Origin of the sequence: Gordonia neofelifaecis NRRL B-59395 (genome assembly GCF_000192435.1) — a bacterium.
Lineage (GTDB): Bacteria > Actinomycetota > Actinomycetes > Mycobacteriales > Mycobacteriaceae > Gordonia > Gordonia neofelifaecis.
In genome coordinates this window covers 22703-47183 of record NZ_AEUD01000002.1, presented here as the reverse complement: position 1 = coordinate 47183, position 24481 = coordinate 22703, and the positions used below count along the sequence as shown (strand labels likewise).

At 67.9% G+C, this 24481-nt stretch carries 23 protein-coding genes; 14 read left to right on the top strand and 9 right to left on the bottom strand.

All coding sequences use genetic code 11. The features are described 5' to 3' along the window. Positions 1-12: 12 nt before the first annotated feature. The 4 genes from SCNU_RS02515 to SCNU_RS02500 are packed head-to-tail and all read right to left on the bottom strand — an operon-like array spanning position 13 to position 4107. The gene (locus tag SCNU_RS02515) at positions 13-966 is read right to left on the bottom strand and encodes a siderophore-interacting protein (protein ID WP_009677779.1); all 954 of its coding nucleotides are present in this window, start codon (positions 964-966) and stop codon (positions 13-15) included. A 26-nt stretch (positions 967-992) separates the two neighbouring features. Next, on the bottom strand, positions 993-2036 hold the full coding sequence (locus tag SCNU_RS02510) for a FecCD family ABC transporter permease (protein WP_009677778.1): 1044 nt from the start codon (positions 2034-2036) through the stop codon (positions 993-995). After that, the gene (locus tag SCNU_RS02505; RefSeq protein WP_009677777.1) at positions 2033-3094 is read right to left on the bottom strand and encodes a FecCD family ABC transporter permease; all 1062 of its coding nucleotides are present in this window, start codon (positions 3092-3094) and stop codon (positions 2033-2035) included. Before SCNU_RS02505 ends, SCNU_RS02510 begins: the two co-directional genes overlap by 4 nt. After that, entirely contained in the window at positions 3091-4107 is a 1017-nt protein-coding gene (locus tag SCNU_RS02500; protein ID WP_009677776.1) for an iron-siderophore ABC transporter substrate-binding protein, read from the bottom strand. Before SCNU_RS02500 ends, SCNU_RS02505 begins: the two co-directional genes overlap by 4 nt. Positions 4108-4281: 174 nt before the next feature. Here SCNU_RS02500 and nagE point away from each other — a divergent pair, with 174 nt between their 5' ends. Then, positions 4282-6345 (top strand): N-acetylglucosamine-specific PTS transporter subunit IIBC, encoded by a 2064-nt coding sequence (nagE, locus tag SCNU_RS02495; RefSeq protein ID WP_040517467.1) that lies wholly within the window; start codon positions 4282-4284, stop codon positions 6343-6345. Between the two features lie 214 nt (positions 6346-6559). Here the strand turns inward: nagE and SCNU_RS02490 are convergent, their stop codons facing one another. After that, positions 6560-7189, bottom strand: a complete 630-nt coding sequence (locus SCNU_RS02490) for a phosphoribosylanthranilate isomerase (RefSeq protein ID WP_009677774.1) — start codon at positions 7187-7189, stop codon at positions 6560-6562. 108 nt (positions 7190-7297) lie between these two features. On the opposite strand from SCNU_RS02490, the gene SCNU_RS02485 reads away from it, so the two are divergent. From SCNU_RS02485 to SCNU_RS02460, 6 genes are all read left to right on the top strand, one after another. Continuing rightward, the gene (locus tag SCNU_RS02485) at positions 7298-7909 is read left to right on the top strand and encodes a TetR/AcrR family transcriptional regulator (RefSeq protein ID WP_009677773.1); all 612 of its coding nucleotides are present in this window, start codon (positions 7298-7300) and stop codon (positions 7907-7909) included. Positions 7910-7981: 72 nt separating this feature from the next. Beyond that, the gene (locus tag SCNU_RS02480) at positions 7982-9139 is read left to right on the top strand and encodes an acyl-CoA dehydrogenase family protein (protein ID WP_009677772.1); all 1158 of its coding nucleotides are present in this window, start codon (positions 7982-7984) and stop codon (positions 9137-9139) included. A 36-nt stretch (positions 9140-9175) separates the two neighbouring features. Beyond that, a complete protein-coding gene (locus SCNU_RS02475; RefSeq protein WP_009677771.1) occupies positions 9176-10606 on the top strand; it encodes a YibE/F family protein in 1431 nt (476 codons plus the stop codon). A gap of 83 nt (positions 10607-10689) precedes the next feature. Continuing rightward, positions 10690-12948, top strand: coding sequence for an MMPL family transporter (locus SCNU_RS02470; RefSeq protein ID WP_009677770.1), 2259 nt, complete (start codon positions 10690-10692; stop codon positions 12946-12948). A gap of 9 nt (positions 12949-12957) precedes the next feature. Beyond that, positions 12958-13578, top strand: coding sequence for a TetR/AcrR family transcriptional regulator (locus SCNU_RS02465; protein WP_009677769.1), 621 nt, complete (start codon positions 12958-12960; stop codon positions 13576-13578). Between the two features lie 67 nt (positions 13579-13645). Continuing rightward, positions 13646-14341: a hypothetical protein gene (locus tag SCNU_RS02460; protein WP_040517533.1), complete on the top strand. Its 696-nt coding sequence runs from the start codon at positions 13646-13648 to the stop codon at positions 14339-14341. Between the two features lie 98 nt (positions 14342-14439). Here SCNU_RS02460 and SCNU_RS02455 read toward each other — a convergent pair whose 3' ends face one another. Further along, a complete protein-coding gene (locus SCNU_RS02455; RefSeq protein ID WP_009677767.1) occupies positions 14440-15606 on the bottom strand; it encodes a DUF3089 domain-containing protein in 1167 nt (388 codons plus the stop codon). 144 nt (positions 15607-15750) lie between these two features. On the opposite strand from SCNU_RS02455, the gene SCNU_RS02450 reads away from it, so the two are divergent. The 4 genes from SCNU_RS02450 to SCNU_RS02435 all read left to right on the top strand — a co-directional run bounded on the left by SCNU_RS02450 (position 15751) and on the right by SCNU_RS02435 (position 20059). Further along, complete coding sequence (locus SCNU_RS02450) at positions 15751-17172, top strand: endoglycoceramidase I (RefSeq protein WP_009677766.1); 1422 nt, start codon at positions 15751-15753, stop codon at positions 17170-17172. Between the two features lie 84 nt (positions 17173-17256). Beyond that, positions 17257-17418 (top strand): hypothetical protein, encoded by a 162-nt coding sequence (locus SCNU_RS20535; RefSeq protein ID WP_175284060.1) that lies wholly within the window; start codon positions 17257-17259, stop codon positions 17416-17418. After that, a complete protein-coding gene (locus SCNU_RS02440) occupies positions 17415-18272 on the top strand; it encodes an SDR family NAD(P)-dependent oxidoreductase (RefSeq protein WP_009677764.1) in 858 nt (285 codons plus the stop codon). Before SCNU_RS20535 ends, SCNU_RS02440 begins: the two co-directional genes overlap by 4 nt. Before the next feature lie 14 nt (positions 18273-18286). Next, positions 18287-20059 (top strand): acyl-CoA dehydrogenase, encoded by a 1773-nt coding sequence (locus SCNU_RS02435; protein WP_009677763.1) that lies wholly within the window; start codon positions 18287-18289, stop codon positions 20057-20059. A gap of 9 nt (positions 20060-20068) precedes the next feature. Here the strand turns inward: SCNU_RS02435 and SCNU_RS02430 are convergent, their stop codons facing one another. The 3 genes from SCNU_RS02430 to SCNU_RS02420 form a co-directional block, all read right to left on the bottom strand. Further along, positions 20069-20905, bottom strand: a complete 837-nt coding sequence (locus tag SCNU_RS02430; RefSeq protein ID WP_040517466.1) for an alpha/beta hydrolase — start codon at positions 20903-20905, stop codon at positions 20069-20071. Positions 20906-20909: 4 nt separating this feature from the next. After that, on the bottom strand, positions 20910-21689 hold the full coding sequence (gene aqpZ, locus SCNU_RS02425) for an aquaporin Z (RefSeq protein WP_009677761.1): 780 nt from the start codon (positions 21687-21689) through the stop codon (positions 20910-20912). Between the two features lie 75 nt (positions 21690-21764). Further along, positions 21765-22178 carry a hypothetical protein gene (locus SCNU_RS02420; RefSeq protein ID WP_009677760.1) on the bottom strand — a complete coding sequence of 138 codons (414 nt, stop codon included), beginning with the start codon at positions 22176-22178 and terminating at the stop codon, positions 21765-21767. A gap of 114 nt (positions 22179-22292) precedes the next feature. Between SCNU_RS02420 and SCNU_RS02415 the strand changes: the two genes are divergently transcribed. The 3 genes from SCNU_RS02415 to SCNU_RS02405 are packed head-to-tail and all read left to right on the top strand — an operon-like array spanning position 22293 to position 24471. Next, complete coding sequence (locus SCNU_RS02415; protein ID WP_009677759.1) at positions 22293-23267, top strand: pirin family protein; 975 nt, start codon at positions 22293-22295, stop codon at positions 23265-23267. Beyond that, positions 23264-23716 (top strand): MarR family winged helix-turn-helix transcriptional regulator, encoded by a 453-nt coding sequence (locus SCNU_RS02410; protein ID WP_009677758.1) that lies wholly within the window; start codon positions 23264-23266, stop codon positions 23714-23716. The genes SCNU_RS02415 and SCNU_RS02410 overlap by 4 nt, the downstream gene beginning before the upstream one ends. Then, positions 23713-24471 carry a pirin family protein gene (locus SCNU_RS02405; RefSeq protein ID WP_009677757.1) on the top strand — a complete coding sequence of 253 codons (759 nt, stop codon included), beginning with the start codon at positions 23713-23715 and terminating at the stop codon, positions 24469-24471. The genes SCNU_RS02410 and SCNU_RS02405 overlap by 4 nt, the downstream gene beginning before the upstream one ends. Positions 24472-24481: the final 10 nt, after the last annotated feature.

Sequence of the window (24481 nt, the reverse complement as noted above, 5' to 3'; positions counted from 1 at the left end):
GGACGTAAAGGTTCAGCCCTTCATCGCGACGCCCTCGCGCCAGTAACCCATGAACGCGACCTGAGCGCGCGGGATCCCGAGATCCTTGACCAGCCTGCGGCGCAGCGTGGTGACCACCCGGCTCTCACCGGCGATCCAGTAGTAGACCTCGCTGTTGGGGATGTCGTCCTCGACCTCGATCCGTTCACCGAGCCGGGAGAACGACGGTGTCTCCCAGACGAGCTCGTCATCGGGTGCGTCGACGGCTGCGGCCCGATCGCCGGCGTCCTCGCCGAGATGGCCGAGCACCGCCGGATGCAGCTTCGCGCCGTGTACCGCACCGTCGCGCGGAAGCCAGTGCACGGCAACACCTTCCGGACCGTCGATGGCCAGCGCGTCGGCGGTCTCGGGGATCTCGATGAACACCGCGCCGCGCAGTCCGGCGGGCGCGTCCTGAAGGATTCGCGCGATCGCCGGGGCCGCGGTCTCGTCGCCGGCGAGCAGCACGCGCTCCGCTGCCCCGGGCAGATACTCCACGCCCCCGCCGTCGAGCCGTCCACGCCGGGGTCCGGCGACCACGAGCTCGTCTCCGACCGCCGCACGCGCCGCCCACGACGACGCCGGTCCGGTCTTGCCCGGCACCAGGTGCAGCACGAAGTCGACGTCGAACTCGGTCGCGCCGTCGTCGGCGATGCGGATGTCGCGGATGGAGTACGTGCGCATGGATCCGCGCTCGTCCTCCGGAACGGCCAGCCAGGACTGGTACCAACCGTCGCCGTCGGACACGTCGGCGAGGATGCCCGACGCCGGCGGGAAGATCAGCTTGATGCGCTGGTCGTACGTGGCGCCCGGGTTGCCGAAGTCCGACAGCCCGGCCCCGACGAAGGTGATCCGGACGAAGCTCGGCGACAGGCGCCGGACCGCGCCGACGGCGACGCGAGTCACGCACAGCGGCGGCAGCGAGGTGGTCTCCTCGGTGACGGACATCGGGTTCTCCAATCGTTGTGCGCCGGCTACATCGACGAGCCGGCGCGGTTGACGCGAACGAGCAGGTAGATCAGGAACGGCGCGCCGAGCACGCCGGTGACGACGCCGACCGGGTAGCGGTGGGGCAGGGCGTACTGGCCGATCAGATCGGCGGCCAGCACCAGCGCCGCGCCGACCAGCGCCGACGGGACCAGCGGCGACGGTCCGGGTCCGACCAGCCGAGCCGCGATGGGCCCGGACATGAAGGCGACGAAGGAGATGGGCCCGGCCGCGGCCGTCGCGAACGCGAGCAGCAGCACGGCACCGAGGACGAACACCAGGCGCGAGGCGTTCACTCGCACGCCCAGGCCCGCGGCGGAGTCGTCGCCCAAGGTGAGCACGTTCAGGTTCCGGGAGTTGACGATCAGGACCGGCAGTAGCACCGCCATCGCTGAGGCCAGCGGGAGGACCTGAGACCACGAGGCGTCGGCCAGGCTTCCCGTCAGCCAGCGGAGGGCCGAGGCGATGTCCCACTGCGACGCCTTCGCCAGCACATACGAGACGAGGCTGCTGAGCATCGCCGCCAGTCCGATCCCGATCAGGATCAGTCGGGTACCCGCGAATCCACCCGAGCTCGACAGTCCGTAGACCGCGCCGGCGGTCAGCAAGGCGCCGATCAGTGCGGCGATCGACACGGCGGGACCGGTGAGACCGAGTACGACGATCGCTCCGACCGCCGCCGCCGACGCACCCCAGGAGATGCCGATGATGTCCGGCGAGGCCAGCGGATTGCGCAGCAGCGACTGGAAGGTGACGCCGGCGACGCCGAAGGCGGCCCCGGTGAGCAGCGCGGTCGTCGCACGCGGAAGTCGCAGCTCGCCGACCGTGAACGAGGCGCCCGGGACTCGTTGCCCGCCGATCACGCGCAGCACGTCGTCGAGCGGATAGAAGGTCTTCCCCACCATCAGGCTCGCGGCGAAGAGACCGATCACGAACAGGGCCAGCATCGCCGTCACGGCGCCGGCCCGGCGGGCGCGGGCTCGTCGGCCGGCGAAGACCGTCGACGACGACACCGGACTCACGGCGGTCACAGCGCACGCACCCGTTGCCTGCGGACGATCCAGATGAAGACGGGCGCGCCGATCAGCGCCGTCACCACCCCGACGTCGATCTCGCTCGGGCGGACCACCAGGCGTCCGACGACGTCGGCGAACACCAGCAGCGCCGCCCCGGCGAGCGCGGACGACGGCAGCAGCCACCGATAGTCGGCGCCGGCGACGGCTCGGCAGGCGTGCGGTACGAGCAGCCCGACGAACGCGATGGGACCGGCGATCGCGGTCGCTGCGCCGGCGAGCACCACCGCCGCGATGCCCGTCACCAGGCGGACCCGGAAGACGTTCGCGCCCAAGGCTGTCGCGACGTCGTCGCCCAGCGAGAGTGAGTTCATTCCGCGCGCGCACGCCAACATCAGCAGGGCCCCGGCGAGCAGAAACGGCGCGACCACCCCGATCCGGTGCCAGTCCGCGCCGCCGACCCCGCCGACCTGCCAGTGCTGGAACTTCTGCATGGCGTCCACTCGCGGCAGGACCACGGCGCTGATCAGACAGGTCAGCGCCGCCGCAGTCGCGGCACCGGACAGCGCGAGTTTCAGCGGCGTCGCACCGCCGAACCCCATCGATCCCACGGTGTAGACGAAGACCGCCGTGACGAAGGCCCCGGCGATGGCGACCGCGATGTACCAGTACGGGTCCGACATCCCGAACATCACGATCCCGGTGACCACTGCCAGCGACGCGCCCGTCGAGATTCCGAGAATGCCGGGGTCGGCGACGGGATTCCGGGTGACGGCCTGCATCCCGGCGCCCGACAGCGCGAGTGCCGCGCCGACCACCATGGCCAGTACCGTGCGCGGAATCCGTTTGAGCACAGCGGCTTCGGCGATCCCGTCGGACGTTCCCGACAGTGCGCCCCAGATCTCACCGACGGTCACCTCACGGACGCCGAAGGCTACCGAGATACCGAACAGCAGCACGAGCGCGCCGACACCGCCGACCATGGCCAGGATCCGAACCGACGTGCTCCGCACGCCGGACCGATCGGGTCGGCCGGTGGTCGCCGATTCGAGTCTCGCGGGCGCCGGCGCGGTCACTTGTCGGTCAGCCCCGCGGCCAGGGTGCCGAAGTAGTCGTCGATGCCCCACGGGATCGAGAGGGGCGACGGGTTCGCCATGGCTGCGAGGGGGGTGCCGTCCTTCAGGACCGCGACGTGGCCCGCGGCGACCGCGGGGATCTTCGACAGCAGCGGGTCGGCCTTCAGTCGGGCGATCGTCGAGTCATCGCCGTAGGTGACGATCAGGTCGACGTCCTTGAAGCGTTCAGCCTCCTCGGCGCTCTCCTCGACGTAGAACTCGTCGCTGCCCGCACTCTTCGCCGCCACCTCTTGAGGTGCCTTCAGCCCGACGCTCTCGAGGAAGCCCTGGCGGGTGTCGTGAGAGGTGTAGAAGCCGATCTTGCTGAGATCGGTGGGGTCCAGATAGGCGAACATCACCTTGCGGCCCTTGAGTTCCGCGTGGCGGTCCAGAGCCTCGTTCACCTGGCCGGTCAGCGTCCCGACGAGCTTCTCGCCGTCGGCTTGGAGACCGATCGCCTGGGAATTGCGGCGCACCATGTCCTCCCACGACGTCCCCCAGGGAGTCGTCGGATAGGCGACGACAGGAGCGATCTTCGAGAGCTTGTCGTACTCGTCCTTCGAGAGCCCCGAGTAGGCCGCAAGAATCACGTCCGGTGCGGAATCGGCGACGGCCTCGTAGTCGATGCCGTCCGTCTCGTCGAACAACTCCGGCGTCGACGCCCCGAGATCGGACAGTTCGTCCTCCACCCACGGAAGGACACCGTTGCCGTTGTCGTCACCCCAGGCGGCCTTGCTCATACCGACCGGCACCACCCCGAGCGCCAGGGGCACCTCGTGGTTCGCCCATGCCACCGTGGCCACCCGTTCGGGCTTGCTCTCGATGGTCGTCGAGCCGTAGACGTGCTGGACCGTCACCGGGAATCCGGCACCTCCGCCCGCCGAGCCCGACTGGTCGTCGGACGACGAGCAGGCCGCGAGCGAAACTGCGAGAACGGTGGCGAGGGCGAGGCCGAACAAGCGGCGAACTGACATCAGAAGGACTCCAGTGCAATCGGATTAGGGCACCCTATTATTGGCTAGGCTTCCCTAATGTAACAGCTCGTCCCGATGCCGACGAACAGCCCCGTGACCAGCACCACTCGGGATAAGGTCCATTCCGAACACCCGTCAGTTCGCAGTTTCACGACCGAATGGGACACCCCCGAGATGATGAAATTCCTGCAGAACCTCGGCAAATCGATCATGTTGCCGGTGGCGGTCCTGCCCGTCGCGGCCATCCTCGTCGGTATCGCCAACTGGATCATCGGCATCAACGACGACCAGCCGAACGTCGTCACCTCGTTTCTCCAGACCGCCGGGCTCGCGGTGCTGTCGAACATGGCGCTGCTGTTCGCGGTCGGTGTGTCGATCGGCATGGCGAAGAAGTCCGACGGAACGTCGGCCCTCGCCGGCCTGGTCTCGTGGCTGGTCATCACCAGCCTGCTGGCCCCGACATCGGTGATGACCCTCCTCGGCCGCGGCTACACCACGTCGATCGCCGAACAGGGCGCCGACATCAGCGCCGGACAGAAACTCGTGATGGACAACGGGCATCTGGCGATTCAGACGCCCGATGTGAACGAGGCCTTCGCACCGGGCGCGTTCCAGAACGCGTTCATCGGCATCCTCTGCGGCATCATCGGCGCGCTCTGCTACAACCGGTTCAAGGACGTCAAGCTCCCCGACGCGCTGTCGTTCTTCTCCGGACGCCGCTCGGTCGCCATCGTCACCGCGGGCGTGTCACTCATCGTCGCCCTGATCCTGCTGTTCCTGTGGCCCCTGCTCTACAGCGGCCTGGTCTGGTTCGGCGAGCACATCGTCGACCTCGGCGCGGTCGGCACCGGCCTGTACGGCTTCTTCAACCGACTACTGATCCCGTTCGGCCTGCACCACGCCCTGAACTCGGTGTTCTGGTTCGACGTCGCGGGCATCAACGATCTGAACAACTTCCTCTCCGGTGAGGGCACGTTCGGCGTCACCGGTCAGTACATGACCGGCTTCTTCCCGATCATGATGTTCGGCCTGCCGGGCGCGGCGCTCGCCATGTACACCACGGCCAAGACGACCCGGAAGAAGATCGCGTACGGCATCCTGCTGTCGGGCGCGGTGTCGTCGTTCTTCGTCGGCGTCACCGAGCCGCTCGAGTTCGCCTTCATGTTCCTAGCGCCGTTCCTGTTCGTGATTCACGCGGTCTTCATGGGCCTGTCGATGGCCATCTGTCAGTTGCTTCCCGTCCGCATGGGCTTCGGCTTCTCCGGCGGCTTCGTCGACCTGGTGCTGAACTGGAAGAACCCGATGGCCGAGAATCCGTGGATCATCATCGTGCTGGGTATCGGCTGGTTCTTCGTGTACTTCTTCGTGTTCCGCTGGGTGATCCTGAAGTTCCAGCTCAAGACACCCGGCCGCGAGGACGACGATCCAGTGGACGACGACGGCGAGGGCGGCGCCTCGACCGGCTTCATCGGAACCGCGTCGAAGTTCATCGACGCACTCGGCGGAAAGACGAACATCCTCGAACTCGACAACTGCGCCACCCGCCTGCGCATGGAGATCGACGACACCGCGAAGGTCGACGAGCCCGCCCTCAAGCGCGCGGGCGCCGCAGGCACCATGAAGCCCGGCGGACACTCGGTTCAGGTGATCTACGGCCTCAACGTCCAGTTCGTGAAGGACGCGATGGAGAAGATCATGTCCGGCGAGGTGGATCCGACGACGGTCGAAGCGGCGGTCGAGGCCGTCGACGAGGCCGACGCCGCGGTCCACGCCGCCGAGGAGCAGGCCGAAGACCAGGGCGGCGACACCGCCGTGCTGACCAAGCCCGACACCAAGGTGGTCACGCTCCAGCGCCCGATTCCGGGGTACGCGATCGCCCTGTCCGAGGTCCCGGACAAGACTTTCGCCAGCGGCATGATGGGCCCCGGCCTGGCGATCGTCCCGACCTCGGGCGAGGTCGTCGCACCCGCCGACGCCACCGTCGTGACCGTCTTCCCCACCGGCCACGCCGTGGGTCTGCGGCTGACGGACGGCACCGAGGTGCTGATCCACGTCGGCCTGGACACGGTGAAGATGAAGGGCGACGGCTTCGAACCCCTTGTGAAGGCGAAGGACGAGGTCACCGCCGGTCAGCCGCTCATCAACGTCGATCTGGCGAAGATCGAGGCCGCGGGCTACCCGACCGTCACCCCGGTGGTGGTGATGAACGACAAGACCGCGACGGTGGAGTTCTCGTAGCAAGCCCGCTGGTCGAGCCCATTTCCCTCGCTGGTTGAGCCCACTTCCCCGGCCCCGTCCTCGCTGGTTGAGCGAGCACCCACCCACCGTTGGTTGAGCGAGCGCTTCCCGCTGGTTGAGCGAGCGCAGCGAGTCGAAACCCCGTGAGTCACAGCGTAAGTCACGGGGTTTCGACTCGCTTCGCTCGCTCAACCAACGGATTCGGCTCGCTCCCTCACCCGCCGGGCGACGCCCCCTTGGCCGCAGTCACGAAACGCGCGATCGCGTCGAGGTCCTTCACGCCCGGCGCCGACTCCACCCCGCTGGAAACGTCGACGCCCCACGGCTTCGCCTGCGCGATCGCGTCGGCGACGTTGGCCGGATCCAGGCCGCCGGCGAGCAGCCATTCGCCGGTCAGTCCGAGCTCGGCCAGAACCGACAGATCCCAGCGCTCGCCGGACCCCGGCTTCGGGGCGTCGAGCAGCAGCCGCCGCTCTCCGTAGGCGCCGACCTCCAGCGCCGGATCATGTGCCAACGACGTAGCGCGCCACAGCGTTCCGAAGACGTCGGCGGCCGCGGCGAAATCCTCCGCGGAGTATCGACGACCGTGCAGCTGCAACGCGGTGAAACCGAGATCCGATGCCAGTCCGGCCGCGTCGGCCGCCGGCATGTCGTTGACCACGAGCACGATGTCGAGGCGGTCGCCACCGGCCGCATGCGCGGCGTCGACCACCGTCTTCGCCACCGCCGCCGGCACTGCGCGCGGGCTGGTCTCATTCATCACGACGCCGATCGCATCGGCGCCCGCATCGACCGCGGCGTGCACCGCGTCGACCGTCTTCAGACCGCACACCTTCACGTACATGCGGCCCAGCGTAGTGCGCTCCGATTTGGTTACTCCCCGGTACCACGTGCTACCGTAAGAAAAATAAGCGATCGCTTATAAATGCTCACGGCGGACAGGAGGCCGACGATGTCTCAGGACCAGACGTCCGCCGACTCGATGAGCAAGTCGGAGAAGACCAGGAAGCGGCTCCGCGCAGGTGCGATGGCGGCGTTCTCCGAACTCGGCTTCCACGGCGCAAGCACGCGCCACATCGCGACCGCCGCCGGCATGAGCCCCGCCGCGGTCTACGTGCACTACAAGTCGAAGGAGGAGCTCCTCTACCGGATCTCCAAGTTCGGGCACGAAGCGATCCTGGCCGTCGTGCGCGACGGCGCAGCCAGCTCCGACGACCCCGCCGAGCAGCTCCGCGCCTACGCCTTCGCCCTCGCGAAGTACCACGCTCAGGAGCACGTCAGCGCACGCGTCGTGAACTACGAACTCGGCGCACTGGAACCCGAGCACCACGCCGAGATCATCGCGCTCCGCCAGGAGCTCGACCGCGTCGTCGACGCGATTCTGCAGCGCGGACTCGACCGGGGCGTGTTCCACACCGCCAATCTGCGGATGACCTCGGTGACGATCGTCGGAGCCTGCATCGACATCGCCCGTTGGTACCGCGACGGCGGATCGTGGACGCCGGACGACGTCGGCCGGTTCTACGCCGACTCCGCGCTGCGTATCGCCGGCGCGACCCCCTGACTCGAGAGTTCAGCACCGAACCCTCACCCCCGAGCCCGATCAAGAAGCCCAGAGATATAAGGAGGTGGCGCTGTGCGCCGCGACATCTACAACGAAGACCACGAAGCGTTCCGCGAGACCGTTCGCGCCTTCATCGAGTCGCAGATCGTTCCGGTCTACGACGAGTGGCTGGAGAACGGCATCGTGCCGCGCGACTTCTACCTGAAGGTCGGCGAACTCGGCCTCTTCGGCATCGAGATCCCCGAGGAGTTCGGGGGCGCGGGCATCGACTCCTACAAGTTCGAGGCCGTCATCACCGAGGAGATGGCCCGCGCCGGCGTCACCCTGGGTGGCTCGGCCGCGCACATCCCGCTGTGCCTCCCCTACCTCCTCAAGCACGCCAACGACGAGCAGAAGGGCCGCTGGCTGCCGGGCATGGCGACCGGTGAGCTGATGTGGGCCATCGCGATGACCGAGCCGGGCACCGGCTCCGACCTCGCCGGCATGCGCACCACCGCCAAGCTGTCGGAGGACGGCTCGCACTACGTCCTCAACGGCGCCAAGACCTTCATCACCGGCGGCGTCAACGCCGACCGCGTGATCGTCTGCGCCCGGACCTCCCCGCCGAGCGAGACCGACCGTCGCTTCGGCATCACGCTGCTGGTGGTCGACACCAAGGCCGAGGGCTACGCCGTCGGACGCAAGCTCGACAAGCTGGGCCTGCGCACCTCGGACACCGCCGAGCTGTCGTTCACCGACGTCAAGGTCCCGGTCGAGGATCTGCTCGGCGAAGAGAACAAGGGCTTCTCCTACCTCGGCCAGCACCTCCCGCGCGAGCGCCTGTCGATCGCGCTGTCGGCGTACGCCCAGGGCGCCGCCGCCGTCCGCTTCGCCAAGGAGTACACGCTCGAGCGCAACGTCTTCGGCAAGCCGGTCGCGTCGTTCCAGAACACCAAGTTCGAGCTCGCCGCCTGCAAGGCGAAGGTGGACGCGATGGAGGCCGTCGTCGATCGCGCCCTCGAGGCGTACGACCGCCACGAGCTGAGCGCCGCCGACGCCGCGTCGGCCAAGCTGTTCTGCACCGAGGCCGCCGCCGACGTCATCGACCGCTGCCTCCAGCTGCACGGCGGCTACGGCTACATGAACGAGTACCCGATCGCGCGCCTGTACGCGGACAACCGCGTCAACCGGATCTACGGCGGTACCAGCGAGGTCATGCGCTCGATCATCGCCAAGGACATGGGCCTCTAAGGAGCGCTTCAACGCCGACGCTCTAGTCTCGGCCAGGTGAGCCATCGCCTGCCGGAGCCTGAGCCGCAACAGCATCCGCCGAAACCGCGTGCGGAGCGACGCCGAGAGGCGCCCGCTCCGCACGCGGTTTCGCATCAGCCGGGCGAACCGATCGGCAATGGTCATGCGGGACACCATCACGGCGGCGGCGATCTGCCGGGACAGCTGACGCGCTACGCCAAACCGGTGGTCGTCGGTCTGCTCACGGCGGCCGCCCTGGCGGTCGGGATCGGCATGATCGTCCTGTGGCCGGGCCACGAGGACCGTCCGATTCCGATGCAGTTCCGCTCCGCGTCCGGCGGGCCGATCCAGGTCTCCGACGCCGAGGTGGTCTCCCAGCTGAAGACGGACTGCTCGTCGCAGGCGTCGGGCACCGCGACGGCCGACTTCCCCATGGTCCCGGAGACCGGCGGCCCGTGCCGCGCCTCGATCCTCAAACTGGAATCGGGGCCGGACCAGGGCCGATACACGGTCCTGATGGTCGCGACCAACGCCGCCCAGGCGACCGACGTGCCCGGTGCCCCGCCCGTCGATCCGGCGACGGCCGACGAGACTCAGGCCGGTCAGCCCACGCTGAACAAGGGCGATGAGATCCGGGTCAGTGCGATGCCGGGACCCGACGGGCAGGCGCGCTACGCCTTCTACGACTACCGGCGCGGCACGGCCGTCATCGTGTGGGCGGTCGCCTTCGTGCTCGCGATCGTCGGCGTCGCGACGTGGCGGGGCGCACGTGCGATCGTCGGTCTGGTCATCGCGTTCGCCGTGCTCGGGTTCTTCACCCTGCCGTCGATCCTCGACGGCAACCCCGTGGTCGCCGTCGCGGTGGTGTCCGCCGCGGCGATCCTGTTCGCCGTCCTGTATCTCGCGCACGGCTTCAACCTGCGGACTAGTTCGGCACTGCTCGGCACCCTCGCGTCGCTGGTCCTCGCCACCGTCCTGAGCCGGCTGGCGATCTCGACGATGAGCCTCACCGGACTGTCGGCGGAGTCGACCACGAACCTGCAGTTGTATCAGGGCACCATCTCCCTCAGCGGGCTGCTGCTGGCCGGCTTCGTGATCGGCACGATCGGCGTGCTCAACGACGTGACCATCACCCAGGCCTCGGCGACCTTCGAGCTCGCCGCGGTCCCCGGCCAGACCAGGATCGGTGCATTCCGGGCCGCGATGCGAGTGGGCCGCGACCACATCGCGTCGACCGTCTACACGCTGGTCTTCGCGTACGCGGGCAGTGCGCTGCCCCTGCTGCTGTTGTTCTCCGTCGCCGCGCAGCCGGTCAGCTCGCTGATCACCGGTGAGGAGGTCGCGATCGAGCTCGCGCGGGCATTCGTCGGCGGCATCGCACTGGCCGGCAGCGTCCCGCTGACCACTGCGATCGCCGCCGCGCTGGTGGTGCCGGGTAAGCCCGCGAACAAGGCGACCGCCGCATGACCTCCAGATCACATCGCCGCCCGCGCCGTGAAGGCGATCACCACCACTTGCAGCGAAAGTGTTAGTGACTAACAATCGTTAGCATGTCATCGATTCTCTACCGCGTCGGACGGTTCTCATTCCGGCACAAGTGGTGGGTGCTCGCCGCCTGGGTGGCCGCGCTGGTGGTCGTCGCGGGTGCGGTGAGCGCGCTGCAGCCGAAGTTCGCACAGGACTTCGACCTGCCGGGCACCGACGGCGGTGTCGCGATGGAGCAGCTGAAGGAGAACTTCCCCGCTCAGAACAAGCAGCAGGAAGAGCCGTCGACCATCGTCGTGGTGGCTGCCGAAGACGGGCTCGCCAATCACACCCAGCAGCTCGAATCGCTGGTGACCGACCTCAAGAAGCTCGACAAGGTCGAGGCCGCGTCCGTGTACGACCCCCTCGCCGTCGCCGCCGCCAAGCCCGAGATGGCCACCGCCGTCGTCGGCGACAACGGCAAGATCGGCTTGATCAGCGTCCATCAGAAGATCAACCTGATGGACGTCGACGTCGCCACGAAGGACCAGTTGCTCGACGTGCTCGAGAAGCATCGCGGAGACGGACTGCAGATCGAAGCCACCGGCGGCGTCATGTCCGCGCAGGAGCAGGCCGGCAAGGCCGAACTGATCGGCTTCGCCATCGCGTTCGTCATCATGATCGTCGCCTTCGGCGCCCTGATCGCCGCGTTCATCCCGCTGGTCACCGGCATCGTCGGCGTCGGACTCACCATGATGCTCGTGACCCTGTCGGCCGAGGTCCTGTCGATCAACCAGGCCGCGACCGCGATCATCACCATGCTGGGCATCGCCGTCTCGATCGACTACGCCCTGTTCATCGTCTCGCGCTACCGGTCCGAGGCCGGACGCGGCGGCGACCGCGCCGACGCCGCGGGCCGCGCGGTCGGCACCGCGGGATCCGCCGTGGTCTTCGCCGGCCTGACGGTCATCATCGCGGTGGCCGCCCTGATGGTCATCGGCATCCCGATCATCACCCAGATGGGTCTCGGCGCCGCCGTCGCGATCCTGGTCGCGGTACTCGCCGCCCTCACCTTCATCCCGGCGCTCCTCGGCGCGTTCGGTCGCTTCGCGTTCAAGCCGCGGATCCCGTGGATCAAGCACGCGGAGCCGTCGCCCGATCACGACACGCTGGGCGTCAAGTTCGGCCGCACCCTCGTCAAGAAGCCGATTCCGTTCGTCATCGCCGGTCTCGCGATCCTGATCGCGGCGGCCATCCCGATCAAGAACATGACCCTCGGCATGGACACCGTCACCGATGACCAGGTCGCCGGGCAGGAACTCCTCGCCAAGGGCTTCGGCGAGGGCGTCGCCGGTCCGCTGGTGGTCGTCATGCACACCGATGAGGGCACGATCGACGACGCCGCGAACACCGCCGTCGCGAAGATCAAGGAACTGCCCGGCGTCGCCGCACCGGAGACGGTCACCTGGATCGGCAACGGCACGTCGCCGCAGAACCCGAACGCGGGCGCGAACTCGGCGATGATCATGGTGACACCGACGAGTGCGCCGTCCGCGCCGGCGACCCATGATCTCGTCGAGGCGATCCGCGACACCTCCGGCACCATCGAGGCCAAGGGCGCCGAGATCCACGTCGGCGGCCAGACCGCGATCATGTCGGATCTGTCCGCCAAGCTCGACAAGGCGCTGATCCCGTACCTCGTCGTGGTCGTCGGACTGGCGTTCCTGATCATGATCGGCGTCTTCCGGTCCATCTGGGTGCCGCTGATCGGCACGCTCGGCTTCGTGTTCTCGATGTTGGCGACGTTCGGCATCACCACGGCGATCTTCACCGACGGCACGTTCGGGCTGATCGACCACACCAAGCCGCTGCTGTCGTTCCTGCCGATCTTCCTGATCGGCGTGGTCTTCGGCCTCGCGATGGACTACCAGGTGTTCCTGGTGACCCGCATGCGCGAGGAGTACATCCACGGGATGAAGGCGAAGGACGCGATCGTCGCCGGCTACCGTCACGGCGCCCGCGTGGTGGTCTCGGCCGCGATCATCATGATCAGCGTGTTCGCCGCGTTCATGCTGTCACCGGACACCACCGCCAAGATGATGGGCTTCGCACTCGCGATCGCCGTGTTCTTCGACGCCTTCCTGGTCCGCATGGTCATCGTTCCGGGTCTGCTGGCCCTGCTCGGCGACCGTGCCTGGGGTCTGCCCCGATGGCTCGACAAGCTGGTGATCAACTTCGACATCGAAGGCGAGAAGGTCCGCGACCGCGGCCTCCCCGCCACCGAGACCGAAGTCGCGGTCGGCGGCGACGAGAGCCCCGAGCCGACGCCGACCGGCGCGGCATAGAGTACGGACATGAACGACAATCCGACCGCCGCGGCCCCGGGAACCTCCCCGGGGCCGCGGCCCGGTTTGCGCGAGCGCCAGAAGGCGCAGACTCGTGCAGACATCCGGGCAGCAGCGCTGTCGCTCTTCAACGAGCAGGGCTACGAGGCGACCACCGTCGCGCAGATCGCGGAGGCGGCCAACGTCTCGCATACGACGTTCTTCCGCTACTTCCAGTCGAAGGAACAGGTGATCATCAGTGACGACCTGGACGACGAGCGCGAGGCCATCCTCAGCGAGATCCCGGCGGGACTGAATCACTTCGACCTGGTCCGCGAACTCGTCACACGGATGTACCGGCTCGCGGAGAACGACGAGTGGGCGGCCAACCCCGAGCGGTACCGAATCCTGCACAGCGAGCCGACGCTGCGCGCGACATATCAGTTGGAGTCGGACCGCGTGATCTCCGAGGGCACCGACTACTTCGCGGACTACCTCGGGGTCGCGCGCGACGACTTCCGGCTGCGGGTCTTCGTGTCCGCGGTGTCGGGCGTGATGTTCCACCTGACTGACATCGCCGACGCCGGGCTCACGTCACTGGACGAGTTGCTCGCCGCGCTCGATCTCATGGAGCACGGTCTGCCCGTCTGATCGGGCCGCCCGAATTCGACGCCCGATCGCCGGTCGCGGGTCGCAGTACCCTGAAACCGTGGGCGGCATGATGGGCGCGATCGGACAGTACTGGTGGTTGATCTTCGTCTTCGGCGGGACGATCGGGGGCATCGCCCGTGCGCTCGGCGCGTGGAACGAGCGCCGGGCCGAGCGCAGCCTCGAGCGGTTCCGGATCAAGCAGGAGGCGAAGGTCGCCGTCGCCAAGGCCGCGGGCCAGGGACGAGTCGACGCCGCGACCGTGCAACGCGAACTGCACCGCGCCGTCGCCGAGCATCAGCGCACCGACGACCGCTGGTTCGCCTACGAGACCGACCTCGCGACGATCCTCGACTATCCGATGCTGATCGATCTGCGAGAGCCGTTGACGACCGAGTTCCACCGGGCGCGCAGCCGTGCCGAACTGTTGCGTCCCACCGGCGACGACGAGTCGTCGCCCGCCGCGGTCGAGGCGTACCGTGACGCAGTGCACGGTTACACGACCGCGCTCGATCTCGCGGAGAAGGAGGCGCGCCGCCGTCGGCGAGGCGACTTCAGCCCACCCGAGCAGGAACGCCTCGCCCGCGCACAGCGACTGCTGAACCTCGCTTCCAACGAGGGCGCCAGTCCTCAGGAACGGCAGCAGGCCTATGCTCGGGCACGGCGGGAACTCGACGGACTGATCGACCTCCCCGCGGCCGGTGCCGCGGAGTTGGAGCAGCGACTGCGCGTCGCGCTGGAGGGGCCGGCCCGCCCCGAGAGCTGAAGGCGGACCCCAAGGTATCGAGCCTCAAGGGCTGCGCCCGACGAGTTAGTGGGAAGGTCCGCCCCACCAGGGTGATCGACCAGCCTGAGCGACCGTCCTCACCGCTCCCCGTACGCCGCGATCTGCTGCCGTGCGATGTCGACGAGCCGATCGAGGCCGAGGTTCACGTCGAGCAGGTGGGTGTCGAACAGCGGCAGTTCGTTGACCTGTTGCGGTTTCACCATCGTGATGTGCAGGCGATGGAAGCCGAGGGTGTCGGTGCACTTCACGGTGGCCCGTCCCGGGCCGGTGGTCCACGTGGACGACGACGTCGGAAGGTCCTGTGGGAAGGTCGTGTACTTCATCAGGATCGCGATCAGGCTCATCGCGTACGGTTTGCTCGGGACGGTCGCGCCGACCGGACGGCGCTCGCCGCTGAGCGTCGTCGGATCGGTGCACGCCACCTGATAGGCGGGACCGGTCGGCAGGTTCATCGGTGTGCTCAGCGCGTCGAGGGAGGCGTTCCCGAACAGCGACGGCAGACCGATCAACTCCGTCGAATAGGCCGTCACGCAGCCGTACTCGCCACGTCGGGTGCAGACCGGGAGATGCCGGAAGTCGCCCCCGGTCGTTCGCCCGCGGGCGGTCATCACGTTGCCGCCGAGCAGGAATGCACCCACCACGCGGCTGCGCATCGCCGGATCGGGATCGACCTGTTCCCGGAGCAGCTTCCGGAGCATCATCGTTCCCTGCGAATGGCCGATGAAGATCACTCCGCGGCCGTGGTTGTCGTTGCGCAGGTAGTCGCGCCACGCACGCAGCACGTCGCCGTAGCCGATGTTCGGCAGGTCGCGGTTGCCCACCCACGACGCCATCGCCGCGGGCGAGAGTCCCCACAGCGTCATCTGCCGGTAGACCGGCGCGAAGACCCGGCACTGCGAGTTGAATCGCGCCGCCTGGAAACGAGCGATCGATTCGACCGGAGGAGCAGGGCGACGGTCCGCGATGAACGACGGCTGGTCGGTCACCGTGGGATAGACGTAGAAGCAGTCGACCTTCCGATCGGAGTCGGCGACCTTCGTCGCGGGCGTCGTCACACCGGTTCCGACGTCGGTCGTATCGTTCGGCAGATCGCAGGGATCGTGCTTCAGACCCGGATGACACAGCCATTCAGTGCCGCCTTGCGGTCGTGCCGACGAGTCCGGTGCGATCACCGTCGCGCCCGCCACCATCGCCGTCGTCGCAAGTAGTCCGACGACCGCTCGTCGCAGGATCGAACCGATCATGTTGCCGCCCCCTCGTTTTCGTTGCCGCATTTCGTGCCAGCGTCTCGCCCCGCGCGACAGTTCGTTCGTACGGTACTGGCTAGACGGTGTGTCCGCAGGCGTCTCATTCGATTCCGATTCCCTCGACAAGGAACTCCTCGGTTGATGAAGACGACTGTGCAAGCGGTGTTGATCGCGATGACCACCGTCCTGGTGCTGACCGGAACGGCGGCCGCGCCGGTCCTCGCCGCGCCGGGCACCCCCGACCGCATCACCGCCCGCGACGGCCGTCTCGTCGACGACCAGGGCCGCACCGTCCTGATCCACGGCGTGAACAACGTCGACAAGACGACGCCGTACATCGAGCCCGGCGACGGCATCACACTCACCGAACGCGACGCCGCGGATCTGTCGCGCCACGGCATCAACGCCGTCCGGCTCGGCGTCTCGTTCGACGGGTTGATGCCGACCGAGGGTGTCATCGACACCGCCTACATCGGCCGGGTGGTCCGCGTGGTCGACACGCTCTCCGCTCACGGGATCCGCACGCTGCTCGACAACCATCAGGACGGATTGTCGTCGCCGTGGGGCGGGAACGGCTTCCCGGCCTGGTCGCTGCGGGCCCGCCCCGGACCTGGCGAGCCCAACCCGGGCTTCCCGCTCTTCTACCTGATGCCGAGCATGAACGCCGCCTGGGACGAGGTCTGGTCGAATCGGTACGGCGTCCTCGATCATCTGGGCGACGCGCTCGCCGCGCTGGCGGGTGCCTTGCGAGGGCGTCCCGGGTTGCTCGGCATCGAACTGCTCAACGAACCGTGGCCGGGCACGGCGGCCGTCACGTGCTTCCCGTTCGGGTGTCCGCTGTTCGACCGTCAGTATCAGCGCGCTCTGGAGCGTCTGACCGGACGCATCCGCCGAGTCGACCCGACGGTCCCCGTGTACTGGGAACCCAACGTCACCTGGAACCAGATGATGCCGTCGTACCTCGGCATCGCGGGCCGCCGATTCGGCAATGTGGTGATCGCCCCGCACGACTACTGCATCCCGTCGCAGCTGGCGATCTACCTCGGCCTGCCGAAGGAGGCGACCGCACTGTGCGGCGCGCAGCAGGACCTGACGTGGACGCACGTCGACGAAGTACGCCGGCGAACGGGACGCCCGGTGGTGATCACGGAGTTCGGCGACGTCGATCCGACGGTGCTGGAGAACACGCTCTCACGGGCCGACCGGCGCAATTCGGGCTGGATGTACTGGCACTACAACTCTAGGTACACCGAGGGTCGCACGCGGCCGGATCCGCTCGGCGGCGCGGTGGGACGCAGCCTCGTCCGCACCTACCCGCAGGCGACGGCGGGCCGGCCGCTGTCGATGACCTTCGACTCCCGGACCGGCGCGTTCGACTACACCTTCGTCCCCGACCCGCGCATCACCGCACCGACGGTGATCTACGTGTCCGACGTCCACTGTCCGGACGGATTCGAAGTCGACGTCTCGGGCGGTTCGTACTCCGTCGACGAGTCGGGCAAGGCACTGATCCGGGCCGAATCCAATCGTCAAGTGCGCGTACAGATCACCCCGAGGCGGTGACTGCGACCTGCGACGATGTCGAGCAGAGAGGTGATCCCGGCCTACCGGTCGAGTATGTTCACCTTCACGCGTTACGATCCTGTCGTGCTGGAAGATCTCAACAAGAAGGCCAAGAAGGCCGGCCTCCACGTCGCCGACGCGAAGAAGCGTGACCTGTACAGCATCCGCAAGGTCAAGAACGGCAAGCTCGTCGCCAAGAACGTCGACGCCGACGAAGCTCTCCGGGTCATCAAGCAGTACAAGTGAACCCGATTGTGCGCGCGGTTCGTGGCGCGCTGCTGAACCCGCCGCAGACCCTCGATGAACTCCGGCACCTCCTCGGCGAACAGCAGCGAGATCTGACCGGCGCCACCGTCATCGTCACGGGCGCATCGTCCGGCATCGGCGAGGCCGCGGCACGCAGGTTCGCCGCCCGCGGGGCGACCGTCGTCGCCGTGGCACGTCATCTGGAGGCCCTCGACGCCGTCTGCGATTCGATCGCGGTCGACGGCGGCAGTGCCACCCCGATCACCGCGGACCTCTCCGATCCGGACGACGCGAAGCGTCTCGCCGATGAGATTCTCGCGCGGTTCGGCGCGCCGGACGTCCTGGTCAACAACGCGGGCCGGTCCATCCGTCGTTCCACGCTCGACACCGTCGACCGTTTCCACGACTACCAGCGCACCATGGCCCTCAACTACTTCGGACCGGTCCAGCTGATCCTCGGACTGCTGCCCGCGATGATCGACGCCGGCGACGGTCAGATCGTCAACGTGGTCACCTGGGGTGTGAGCGCGGGCGCGATGCCGAAGTTCGGCGCCTATCACGCGTCGAAGGCCGCCCTCGCGGCCTTCGGTCGCTCGCTGGACGCCGAATGCGCGGGCACCGGCGTCGTCGTGACCAATGCCGGATTCCCCCTGGTCCGGACCCCGATGATCGCACCGACGGCCGCATACGCCGACGCGCCGGCGCTGACCAGCGACGAGGCCGCGGACTGGCTGGTCCGCGCGGTCGATACCCGTCCCGCAGAGCTGTATCCCCGCTACGCCCTGGTGCTGCGGGCCATCGGCGGCGTGTCCCCACGCCTCGCCGGTCAGCTGATCAACCGCTTAGGAATCTGAGTAACCTGTCGGGCATGACCGAACACCTGTCCCGCCGCGACGTCGACTTCCTGCTCTACGAGTGGCTGGACACGCTGGAACTGCCGCAGCGCGAGCGGTTCGCCGAGCACTCGCGGGAGACGTTCGACGGCATCCTCGACCTGTCCGAGGACATGGCGACCAAGCTGTTCGCACCGCACAACAAGACCGCCGATCGCACCGAACCCCAGATCGGTCCGGACGGCAAGGTGGTGCTGATCCCGGAGATCGGCGAGGCGCTGAAGGCGTTCGGCGACGCCGGCCTGATCGCCGCGTCGTTCGACGAGGAGATCGGCGGCATGCAGCTGCCCAACACCGTCTCCCGCGCGTCGACCACCATCTTCCAGGCCGCGAACGCCGCCACCACGTCGTACGCCTTCCTCACCGTCGGCAACGCCAACCTGCTCGCGAAGTACGGCACGCCCGACCAGATCGACACCTGGGTGCGGCCGATGCTGGAGGGCCGCTACTTCGGCACCATGTGCCTGTCGGAGCCGCAGGCGGGATCGTCGTTGGCGGACATCACCACCAAGGCCGCGCCGGCCCCGGACGGCACGTACCGCATCACCGGAACCAAGATGTGGATCTCCGGCGGCGACCACGAACTGACCGAGAACATCGTCCATCTGGTGCTGGCGAAGGCGCCCGGCGGCGGACCCGGCGTCAAGGGGATCTCCCTGTTCATCGTCCCCAAGTTCCTGCCGGACGGCACCCGGAACGACGTGGCGCTGGTCGGTCTCAACCACAAGATGGGCAATCGCGGGACCACCAACACCCTGCTGAACTTCGGCGACGGCTCGTTCGGCGACGGAACGGGCGCCGTCGGCTACCTGGTCGGCGAACTGCACCGCGGCCTGTTCTACATGTTCAACATGATGAACGAGGCCCGGATCGGGGTCGGCTTCCTGGCTACCGCGCTCGGCTATGCGGGATTCCAGAAGTCACTCGAGTACGCCAAGGTCCGCACGCAGGGCCGCCCGGTGGACGCCAAGGGCCCCGACGTCCCGCCCGTGCCGATCATCGACCATCCCGACGTCATGCGGATGATGCTGGCGCAGAAGTCGTATGCCGAAGGTGCCCTCGCGCTCGGCCTGTACTGCGCACGCCTGCTCGACGAGGAGCAGACCGCACCGGACGACGAGGCCCGCGCCCGTGCCCACCTACTCCTCGAAGTGCTCACCCCGATCGCCAAGAGCTGGCCGAGCCAGTGGTGTCTCGAGGCCAACAGCCTCGCCATCCAGGTCCACGGAGGCTACGGCTACACCACCGAGTTCGACGTCGAGCAGTTCTACCGCGACAACCGGCTCAACCCGATCCACGAGGGCGCACACGGAATCCACGGACTGGATCTGCTCGGCCGCAAAGTCGTGATGGATGGCGGCCGGGGTCTGGCAGTCCTCACCGAGACGATCGGCGAGACCATCGACCGCGCCCGCTCAGCGGGCGGTGACGCCGCGGGGTACGCCGAGGCGCTGGCCGCGCAGACCGCCCGCCTGGGTGAGGTGACGGCCGCGGTCTGGGCGCCCGGCGACCCGGCGCTCGCCCTGGCCAACGCGACCGCCTACCTGGAGGCCACCGGTCACATCGTCGTCGCGTGGCTCTGGCTCGACCAGTTCCTCGCCGCGTCGGGCCCCGATGACTTCTACGCGGGCAAGCGGGCCGCGACGAAGTACTTCTTCACCTACGAGCTGCCCAAGACGACCGCGCAGTTGGATCTCCTGGCCGCCCTGGACCGCACGACGATGGACACGGACCCGGCCTGGCTGTAATCCTGCGGCTCAGCCGACGGACCGATGGGCCTCCAGCCAGTCGGTCACGTCGCGCAGCACCGCGTCCTGCTCCGGCTCGTTGAAGATCTCGTGGAACAGCCCGTCGTAGATCTTGACAGTGACGTCCTCGCCGCCCGCCAGCCTGCCGAGCATCCGGGTGCCCTCCGGGTTCGCGAGACGGTCGGCGCCGCCGTGGATGGCCAGCGTCGGTACGGCGAGCGTCGGCAGCCGGTCCGGAAAGGTGCCCATCGTTTCGATGAGCGTTCCGCCGAGGCCGGCGGGAATCTTGCCGTGCCAGACCAGCGGATCAGCCTCGTACGCGGCGACCACCTTCGGATCGCGACTGACCGCGGACGCGGGCAACGCCGTCGCCGGCAACCACGGCACCGCCTTGCCCAGCCGCGGAGCGAGCTTGACCATGAACGACGGCAGGTCGTCGCCGGGCATCAGCGCCGGTCCGGAGAGCACCAGCCCGTCGAGCACGTCCGGGTGGTCGAGCGCGTATTTCAGGGCGATCGCGCCGCCCATGCTGTGCCCGATCAGGAACGTCGGCCCCACGCTTCGGTCGGTCTGCTCGACCACGGTGTGCAGATCGTCGGTGAAGTCCTCGAAGTCCTTGACACCGACCCGCCTACCGCCGGACCGCCCGTGGCCTGCGTGGTCCGGTGCGACGACCAGGTATCCGAGATCGGTGAGACGTTCGGCGACATGGTGGTAGCGCGCGGCGTGCTCTCCGAGACCGTGCGCAAGAAAGACGACGCCCACCGGACCCGACTCGGGACGGTGGACGTCGTAGACGATCGTGTTGCCGTGGACACCTGCCACGGACAGCGTTTGGGATTTCACCCCATCATTCTGCGGCACCCTTCGAACCCAGTGCCAGCTTTCCGTTCTCGAACAGCAGCGGATACAGGATGCCGCCGATCAGGCCGCCGAGGAGTGGGAAGACGAAGAAGGCCCACAGCTGGGCGGGCGCGCCGTCGCCGTTGAAGAACGCCACACCCATCGAGCGCGCCGGATTCACCGAGGTGTTGGAGATCGGGATCGAGATGAGGTGGATCAGCGTGAGCGAGAGACCGATCGCCAACGGTCCGAAGCCCTTCGGCGCACGACCGTCGGTGGCACCGAGGATGACGATGATGAAGAAGGCGGTGAGGATGACCTCGGCGATCGCGACCGCGCCGAGCCCGTAGCCGCCTGGCGAATGGTCGCCGTAGCCGTTGGCCGCCATGTTGCCGGTGGCGTCCCAGCCGGGCTTGCCCTTGGCGATCACGTAGATCGCGGTGCCCGCGATCAGGCCGCCGACGATCTGCGAGATCCAGTAGCCGGGGACGTCCTTCCACGGCAGACGTCCGCCGACCGCCGCACCCAGCGTGACGGCGGGATTGAAGTGTCCACCGGAGATGTGGCCCACCGCGTACGCCATCGTCACGACGGTGAGGCCGAAAGCGAGTGCAACGCCGAGAAATCCGACACCGACCTGGATCTGCATCGTGTCGCCGTGGTCGTTGGTGGCGTCCGCCACCTGCTTCGCCGCGAACACGGCGGTGCCCGCACCGCCGAAGACGAGCCAGAAAGTTCCGAACAGTTCAGCCAGCCATTTGGCCGGTGTGGAGACGGTAGTCGTCATCAAATGCCCTCCTCGTTCGATGTCCCCCTGGTTGGGACCCTACGAGAAGTCGGCACAGATCGCGCGAATCGTGTTTCAGCTGAGACCTATTCGCGATGCGATCCCGCGACCTACGGATTCGATTGTGTGCCCGGCACTCTCAAGCATCCCGATGGGTTTGAACGCCTGCTCCGCCACCGAGACGATGATCTCGACGCGTCCGACGACCTTCTCCAGCCGCATCACGACGTCGGACATCCGGCCGACCGTGTCGTCGACCTTCGCGAGCGTGCCATTCAGTTCGTCGAGCGTGACGTTGAGCTTCTCGATCGTCGAATCGAGCCCGTCGATGGTGTTGCCCAGTGACCCGAGGACCGGGCCGACGTCGCCGAGGATGCCCTCCACTTGATCCACCGTCTGGTCTGCGTTGAGCGCGGCCTGAGCCAGCTTCCGCAGACGCTGACGATCCCCGCCCCGGGACGGGCGGTCGACGATGGGGTTGATAGCCATACCTGCGAGTATGACGCGTTTCACGCTCAGATGGAATTTTTCTGGGCACGATGACGTTTCAGATGAGTGAAGTAGTTAAAATCTTAACTACTCAAGCCTGACCAGGAGGTCGCCATGCCCGCCGTCACCGCAGACACTCTGACCCTGCCGCGCATCTCCGCGCCGTCCGAGACCAGCACCGATCGCACCGTCACCGGCATCACCACCGGCCCGCGCGGCTTCGAGGGTGAGGGCTTCCCCGTCGTCCGAGCGTTCGCCGGTGTGTCCTCGCGCGCCCTCGATCCGTTCGTCCATATGGACCAGATGGGTGAGGTGGAGTACCAGCCCGGCGAACCGGTCGGCACCGACTGGCATCCGCACCGCGGCTTCGAGACCGTCACCTACATGATCGACGGACGCTTCCAGCACCAGGATTCGCACGGCGGCGGCGGACTCATCGAGAACGGCGCCACCCAGTGGATGACCGCCGGCTCGGGCGTGCTGCACATCGAGACGCCACCGGCGGCGCTCGTCGAGTCCGGCGGCACCTTCCACGGCATTCAGCTGTGGGTCAACCTGCCCGCGTCGGACAAGTTCCTGACACCGAAGTACCAGAGCCTCGAGGGCGGCCAGTCGACGCTGCTGTCGTCGTCGGACGGCGGCGCGCTGGTCCGCATCATCGCGGGCGACATCGACGGGCACGTCGGACCCGGTGCGACGCATACGCCGATCACGTTCGCACACGCGACGATTCAGCCCGGCGCTCAATTGTCCGTGCCGTGGCGCCAGGACTTCAATGCGCTGGTCTACGTGCTGTCCGGGCGCGGCCGTGTCGGCGCCGAGCAACGACCGATCGAGGGCGGCCAGCTCGCCGTGCTCGGCAAGGGCGACCGCATCACCGTGTCGGCGGAGTCCAGCCAGGACTCGAACCGCCCGGCCCTGGAGATCCTGCTCCTCGGCGGGCAGCCGATCCGCGAGCCCGTCGTGCAGTACGGACCGTTCGTGATGAACAGCCGCGACCAGATCGTCGAGGCCATGGAGGACTTCCAGTCCGGTCGCTTCGGCAACATCCCGCCGAACGCCCTGCGCCCGCATCGCGTGCAGAAGTGACCGCCGACGCCAAGCAGCGCGCCTGGCGTCTGTTCATCGAGAACTCGGCGCGAATCCAGACCGAGCTCGACCGCCGACTCCGCGCCGACGGCCTGTGCCTGGCCGATTACCACGTGTTGCTCCTGCTGCACGAGGCCCCGGGCCGTCGGCTGCGGATGAACGAACTCAGCCGTCGCATGGTGTTCTCGCCGGGCCGGCTGTCGTACCAGGTGGCCACGCTGTGCAAACGGGGCTGGCTGCGGCGCGAAAGCGCCCCCGAAGACCGTCGCGGCAGCTATGCGGTACTCACCGACGCGGGCGCCTCCGCGTTCGAGTCCGCCGCCCGCACGCACGGCGACGACGTCGATGAACTGTTCTTCGGGGGCGTCTCGGACCACGACGCCGTCGCCCTGGCCGGTGCGATGCACGCGCTGGCCGACCACCTCGACCGAATCGAGAAGAATCCATGACCGCCACCGTCATCCGCGCCGCGGACCGCCATCACTGGGCCAACGAATGGCTCACCTCCCGACAGTCGTTCCCGGGTACCGGCAACTTCGACATCTTCGACAACGCGCACGGCGTACTGGCGATGCACAACGACGACGTCGTCGACTCCGGCGAGGGTCTCGACGCGCACCAGCACCAGAACATGGAGATCGTCACCTGGGTGGTGGACGGTGCCGTCGCACACCGCGACTCCCACGGCCATACGGAGACCCTCCAGGCCGGCCATGCGGGCGCGATGACCGCGGGTCGGGGCATCTCGCACTCGGAGCGCAACGCCGCCGACCGCTCGTCGGGGCAGTCGCTCCGGGTGATCCAGATGTGGGTCCCACCGCACACCGACGGCCTGGAGCCCGCGCACAGCTCGCGCGACTTCAATCCACTCCTCGCCGACGGCGAGCCGGTGGTCGTGGCGTCGGGTCGACCGGAACACGCGGGTGGCGCCGCTCTCCACATCGCCAATCGCTATGCGACGCTGCACATCGCGCGGCCGCACGCGGGTCAGACCATCACGCTTCCCGGCGCGCCCTTCGGACACCTGTTCGTCGTGCACGGCGAGGTCACCGCAACCGCGGACGACCTGGCGTCGACAGTGCTGACCGAGGGCGACGCGGTGCGGCTGGCCGACGCGGGCCAGGTGACCGTCACCGCGACCGCGGACACCGAAATCGTGTACTGGGAGATGCACGCGGAGTTCGCTTCCGCTCGCCCGGCGTGATGCCGACAGG

What these genes read in the sequence shown, in the direction of transcription:
- SCNU_RS02485 (WP_009677773.1), top strand. Translation starts at nt 7,298, where the DNA reads ATGTCTCAGGACCAGACGTCCGCCGACTCGATGAGCAAGTCGGAGAAG.
- SCNU_RS02515 (WP_009677779.1), bottom strand. Translation starts at nt 966, where the DNA reads ATGTCCGTCACCGAGGAGACCACCTCGCTGCCGCCGCTGTGCGTGACT.
- aqpZ (WP_009677761.1), bottom strand. Translation starts at nt 21,689, where the DNA reads ATGACGACTACCGTCTCCACACCGGCCAAATGGCTGGCTGAACTGTTC.
- SCNU_RS02500 (WP_009677776.1), bottom strand. Translation starts at nt 4,107, where the DNA reads ATGTCAGTTCGCCGCTTGTTCGGCCTCGCCCTCGCCACCGTTCTCGCA.
- SCNU_RS02435 (WP_009677763.1), top strand. Translation starts at nt 18,287, where the DNA reads ATGACCGAACACCTGTCCCGCCGCGACGTCGACTTCCTGCTCTACGAG.
- SCNU_RS02415 (WP_009677759.1), top strand. Translation starts at nt 22,293, where the DNA reads ATGCCCGCCGTCACCGCAGACACTCTGACCCTGCCGCGCATCTCCGCG.
- SCNU_RS02490 (WP_009677774.1), bottom strand. Translation starts at nt 7,189, where the DNA reads ATGTACGTGAAGGTGTGCGGTCTGAAGACGGTCGACGCGGTGCACGCC.
- SCNU_RS02470 (WP_009677770.1), top strand. Translation starts at nt 10,690, where the DNA reads ATGTCATCGATTCTCTACCGCGTCGGACGGTTCTCATTCCGGCACAAG.
- SCNU_RS02465 (WP_009677769.1), top strand. Translation starts at nt 12,958, where the DNA reads ATGAACGACAATCCGACCGCCGCGGCCCCGGGAACCTCCCCGGGGCCG.
- SCNU_RS02420 (WP_009677760.1), bottom strand. Translation starts at nt 22,178, where the DNA reads ATGGCTATCAACCCCATCGTCGACCGCCCGTCCCGGGGCGGGGATCGT.
- SCNU_RS02405 (WP_009677757.1), top strand. Translation starts at nt 23,713, where the DNA reads ATGACCGCCACCGTCATCCGCGCCGCGGACCGCCATCACTGGGCCAAC.
- SCNU_RS02450 (WP_009677766.1), top strand. Translation starts at nt 15,751, where the DNA reads ATGAAGACGACTGTGCAAGCGGTGTTGATCGCGATGACCACCGTCCTG.
- SCNU_RS02455 (WP_009677767.1), bottom strand. Translation starts at nt 15,606, where the DNA reads ATGATCGGTTCGATCCTGCGACGAGCGGTCGTCGGACTACTTGCGACG.
- SCNU_RS02460 (WP_040517533.1), top strand. Translation starts at nt 13,646, where the DNA reads ATGATGGGCGCGATCGGACAGTACTGGTGGTTGATCTTCGTCTTCGGC.
- nagE (WP_040517467.1), top strand. Translation starts at nt 4,282, where the DNA reads ATGATGAAATTCCTGCAGAACCTCGGCAAATCGATCATGTTGCCGGTG.